The following is a 4,666-nucleotide window of genomic DNA, read 5'->3' on the forward strand; positions in this document are numbered from 1 at the left end:
ACCCCCTGCCGCTCCCCCACACCCCCCCGCGCGGCCGCCGCCCGGGCATCGGCCCCGGGGCCACGAACACGGTGCGGCGCAGCTCCGTCCCGTACGTGGCCAGGGTCGACAACCGCGAGGCGGCCAGGGGCGGGGTCGACGGCGAGACGGTGGAGAACGCCAAGGTGCGCGCCCCCCACCTGCTGCGGCTCCAGGAACGGGCCGTCACCGCCGGGGACTTCGAGCTGATCGCCCGGCAGGCCGCCCCCTCGGCGGCCCGGGTGCGCTGCGCGCCGGCCGTCGCCGGGGAGGCGGGCGCGGTGCGGGTGCTGGTGGTCCCCGACGCGGTCGCGGACGAGGGCGACCGCCTGCGGTTCGAGCAGCTGATCCCCGGCGAGCAGGTGCTGTCGGCCATCGCGACGGCCCTGGACGAGCGGCGGCTCGTCGGCACCCGGCTCGTCGTCCAACCGCCCGACTACCAGGGGGTGACGGTGGTCGCCCGGCTCGCGACCCGCTCCCCGGACGGCGACCGGGTCCGGGAGGCGGCGCTCGCGGCCCTGTTCCGGCACCTCAACCCGCTGCGCGGCGGCGCCGACGGAAGGGGCTGGCCGTTCGGCCGGGCCGTGCAGTACGGGGAGGTGTTCGCGGTGCTCCAGCAGGTGGCCGGGGTCACGGCGGTCGAGGAACTGCGGCTCTTCCCGGCGGATCCGATCACCGGGCGCCGGGGCGCGCCCGCCGAACGGGTCGACGTCGCCCCGGACGCGCTGGTCTTCTCGCACCAGCACCAGGTCGTGGTCGCCGCGCTCCCGGCGGACGGTCAGCGATGAGCAGAGCGGCCGTCCCCGGGCTGCCCAGCCCGCATCCGATCGGCGAACTCCTGCCCGCGCTCTACGCCGAGGACGACTTCGCCCAGCGGTTCACCGCAGGCCTGGACACCGTCCTCGCCCCGGTCTTCGCCACCCTGGACAACCTGCCCGCCTACTTCCAACCGCGCCTGGCCCCGGCCGACTTCGTCGAGTGGCTGGCGGACTGGGTCGCCGTCGAGACCGACCCGGCCTGGCCGGAGGAGGTCCGCCGGGCCGTGGTCGGCCGCGCGGTCGAACTGCACCGGTGGCGGGGCACCCGGCGCGGGCTCCGGGAACGGCTGCGGCTGATCCTCGGCGTCGGCGCGCAGATCGTGGACGGCGGCGGCGTGGCCTGGTCCACCACCGCGGGCGCGGAGTTGCCGCCCGCGCCCTCCGGGGAACTGCTGGTGCGGGTCTGGCCCGAGCGCACCCCGGCGGTGGACGAGGAGCAGGTGCTGGCGGTCGTCCGGGCGTCCTGCCCGGTGCACCTGACCTGCCGGGTGGAGGTCCTGTCCGGGCCGCCTGGTCCGTCCGGTCCACCTGGTTCACCTGGTTCATCCGGTCCACTCGGTCCACTCGGTGCGGAAGAGAGCTGAGCAATGCGTACGTGTCCCGAGTGCGGAGTGGCCAACGAGGACGGGGACGACTTCTGCGGCAACTGCGGTGCCTACCTGGGCTGGTCGGGGGCGGCTGCCGCCACCTCGGCGGCTCCCGGCTCTGCCGCCGGGCCGCCTGCTGCCGCTGCTGCGCCCGCCGCCGCGCCGCCTGCTGCCGCCGCCCCGCCTGCTGCCGCCCCGCCCGCTGCTCCGCCCGTCGGCGCGGCCCGCGGGGAACCGCCCGTGCGGCCGTCCGCGGCGCCCGCCGAACCACCAGCCGCCCGGCCCGCCGAACCGCCAGCCGCCCGGCCCGCCGAGCCGGCGAGGCCGTCCGCCGCCGCGCCCGCTGCTGCGCCCGCAGCCACGCCCAAGCCCGCACCCGCCTCCGAGGTGCCGCCGGTCCGCCCCGGTGCGGTGCCGCCGCAGCCCACGGCCGCCCGGCAGCCGGCGGCGGACCCGGTGGCGGTGCAGCCCGCCAAGCCCGTCGCGCCCCGCCCGATCGTCCGCCCGGCCGCGGCCGACGAGGCCCAGGTCGGCCCACCCTGCCCCCGGTGCGGCACGCCCAACCGGCCCGACCGGAAGTTCTGCCGGCGGTGCGCGGAGCCGCTGACCCCCACCGAACTCGTGGCGGCCCTGCCGTGGTGGCGCACCCGCTGGCCGTTCCGGCGCCGCGTGCGCATCGGCGGCTCCGGCCGCACCCTGCGCCGGATGATCGCGCTGCTCGTGCTGGCGGCGCTGGTGGTCGCGGGGGTGCTGTTCTACCCGGCGGGGCGGAACATCTACGAGGACGTGCTGGACAAGCTCCGCGACGCCTCGGCGATCTCCCCCACGGGGGCGGCGGCGAGTGCGGAGGTCGAGGGCCATCCCGCGAAGCTGACCGTCGACGGGCTGAGCAACACCTACTGGGGGGCGCCGAACGTCGGGGACTCGATCAGCTTCCCCTTCGCCCGCCCGTTCCGGCTGGTGGACGTCATCATCCACACCGGCTCCTCCACCGAGCCGCAGCAGTTCCAGCAGCAGGCCCGGCCCACCGCCCTGGACCTGCGGATGACGACCTCGGACGGCAAGGTGCACGAGCAGAAGGTGACGCTGAACGACAAGCCGGGCCCGCAGACGGTGCTGACCGGCGTCAGCGACGTCGTGAAGGTGACGATGGTCGTCCGCGCCGCCGCCGGGACGGGGCCCGGAATCCCCATCGCGCTGGCCGAGGTGGAGTTCTTCAAACGCTGAGGGCAGGCTGCGGAGGTGGGCCCGGGCGGCGGCGTGGGAGGCTACCCGGGTACCGCCGCAGCCCGCGCCCAGGAGCACCGCCATGCACCGACCCCCCGCCTTCCGTCTCGACGCCACCGCCTCCGGGCACCCGGCGGGGATCCTCGACGCCGCCGAGCGGGCCGAACGCCGGGGCATGGACCGCCTGGTGGTCGCCGAGACCGCGTACGACCCGTTCCTCCAGCTGGCCCGCGCCGCCGACCGGACCGAGCGGATCGAGCTGGCCACCGGCATCGCGGTGGCCTTCGCCCGCACCCCGATGACGCTCGCCTACCAGGCCTGGGGGCTGCACGCGGCCTCCGGCGGACGGGCCGTCATCGGGCTGGGCTCGCAGGTCAAGCCGCACATCGAGAAGCGTTTCGGGATGCCCTGGGACCGGCCGGCCGCGCGGATGCGCGAGTACGTGCACGCGGTGCGGGCGATCTGGCACAGCTGGCAGACCGGCGAACGGCTGCGTTTCCGGGGCGAGTTCTACACCCACACGATGATGACGCCGGTCTTCTCGCCCGACCCCGTCCCCGCCGGGGTGCCGAGGATCCTGCTGGCCGGCGTCGGGCCGCTGATGACCCGTACGGCCGGGGCGGTGGCCGACGGGTTCCTCAGCCACCCGTTCTCGTCGCCCGCCTACCTGGCCGAGCAGGTGCTGCCCGGTCTGACCGGGGCCCGGGCGCAGGCCGAGGCCGAGGGCGCCCCGTGGACGGCGCGGCCGTTCGAGGTCGCCGGCAGTGTGCTGACCGCCACCGGCCGGACGGAGGAGGAACTGGCGGCCAACCGGGCCGGGGTGCGGGAGCGGCTGGCGTTCTACGCCTCCACCCCGGCCTACCGCCCGGTGCTGGCCCAGCACGGGTGGGAGGGGCTCCAGGAGGAACTGCACACCCACTCGGTGCGCGGCCGCTGGGCGGAGATGGCCGCGCTGATCGACGACGAGGTGTTCGACACCTTCGCGGTGTCCGGTCCGGTCGAGGACGTCGCCCGCGAGCTGACCCGCCGGTACGCGGGCCTGGTCGACCGGCTGTCCGTCAGCCTGCCGGAGGAGGCGGATCCGGAGCTGGGCCTCGACGTCCTGGCGGCCGTCCGCGCCCTCGGCTGACCTCCGTCGGCCCCCTCGCCGGACCTTCGCCTGCCCCCGTCGGACACCTCGCCGTGCCCTCGCCCGCCCCCGTTCCCCGACCGGAAACAGCCGCCGACCGAACGCGGTGGGCGGCCGATCGGGCAGGAGACGGCCAAGACCGGGCACATTCGGGCAACGGGTTCCCGGTGGCGACGGCGGGCGGCAGGATCGCGCTGGCAGACCGTGACGGGCCGCCGACTTCACCCACCCCACGGTCTGTCATGTCTTGGCCACCGTCGACGACCGTGGGGGTGCCCGCTTGTCCGTGCCAGACGACCATCCTGCCGTTGACTGCCTCGCCGAGTTCGGGGCGTCCGACGACCTCGCCGACTTCGACGAGTTCCTGCGCGTCTGCGCCGAACTGACCGGCTTCGACGAGCCCGAGCTGCGCGCCACCGGCATGGCGCACGAGCACCACCGCACCGCCCTGGCCCACCGGGTCCGCGACGACCACGCCCTGGTCCACCTCTGGTACGTCGGCGCCTGGCCGGGCGAGACCCCCAGCTCCGCCCGCGCCTACGACCAGGGCCTGGCCTGGCGGACCTTCCGCGCCGACCCGCCCGGCGCCGCCGCCCCCGGCCACGGCAGCTGGGCCGAGGCACCCAGAGGGGGCGAGGAACGGTGACCGCCCGCTGGGACGTCGTCGTGGTCGGCGCCGGCTTCGCCGGAACGCTGGTCGCCCACCGCCTCGGCGCGCAGGGCCGGCGGGTCCTCGTCCTCGAAGCCGGCCGGGCCGCGCCCTCCGGGCCCGCCCCCCCCCGGCCCGCGCCCGCGGGGGGGGGGGGGGGCGGCCCCCCCCCCCCCCCCCCCCCCCCCCCCCCCCCCCCCCCCCGCCCGCCCCCGCCCCCCCCGCCCCCCCCCCCGCG

General features: G+C 77.1%; 6 protein-coding genes. All 6 read left to right on the top strand.

Going from position 1 to position 4,666, the window contains the following annotated elements; genetic code table 11:
* On the top strand, nt 1-806 hold an 806-nt coding region (locus ACFV6I_RS33010; protein ID WP_380429345.1), incomplete at its 5' end, for a putative baseplate assembly protein.
* Complete coding sequence (locus ACFV6I_RS33015; RefSeq protein WP_380429348.1) at nt 803-1,420, top strand: phage tail protein; 618 nt, start codon at nt 803-805, stop codon at nt 1,418-1,420. The genes ACFV6I_RS33010 and ACFV6I_RS33015, both read left to right, overlap by 4 nt.
* 3 nt (nt 1,421-1,423) lie before the next feature.
* Entirely contained in the window at nt 1,424-2,650 is a 1,227-nt protein-coding gene (locus ACFV6I_RS33020; RefSeq protein ID WP_380429351.1) for an NADase-type glycan-binding domain-containing protein, read from the top strand.
* A gap of 82 nt (nt 2,651-2,732) precedes the next feature.
* Nucleotides 2,733-3,779, top strand: coding sequence for a TIGR03617 family F420-dependent LLM class oxidoreductase (locus tag ACFV6I_RS33025; protein WP_363373142.1), 1,047 nt, complete (start codon nt 2,733-2,735; stop codon nt 3,777-3,779).
* 280 nt (nt 3,780-4,059) lie between these two features.
* On the top strand, nt 4,060-4,425 hold the full coding sequence (locus ACFV6I_RS33030; protein ID WP_380429353.1) for a hypothetical protein: 366 nt from the start codon (nt 4,060-4,062) through the stop codon (nt 4,423-4,425).
* Between the two features lie 20 nt (nt 4,426-4,445).
* On the top strand, nt 4,446-4,666 hold a 221-nt coding region (locus ACFV6I_RS33035), incomplete at its 3' end, for an NAD(P)-binding protein (RefSeq protein WP_380429358.1).

It is taken from the genome of Kitasatospora sp. NPDC059803 (assembly GCF_042732255.1).
Lineage (GTDB): Bacteria > Actinomycetota > Actinomycetes > Streptomycetales > Streptomycetaceae > Kitasatospora.

Excerpts from the sequence above, each read along its gene's own strand:
- ACFV6I_RS33015 (WP_380429348.1), top strand. The coding sequence starts at position 803 with ATGAGCAGAGCGGCCGTCCCCGGGCTGCCCAGCCCGCATCCGATCGGC.
- ACFV6I_RS33025 (WP_363373142.1), top strand. The coding sequence starts at position 2,733 with ATGCACCGACCCCCCGCCTTCCGTCTCGACGCCACCGCCTCCGGGCAC.
- ACFV6I_RS33020 (WP_380429351.1), top strand. The coding sequence starts at position 1,424 with ATGCGTACGTGTCCCGAGTGCGGAGTGGCCAACGAGGACGGGGACGAC.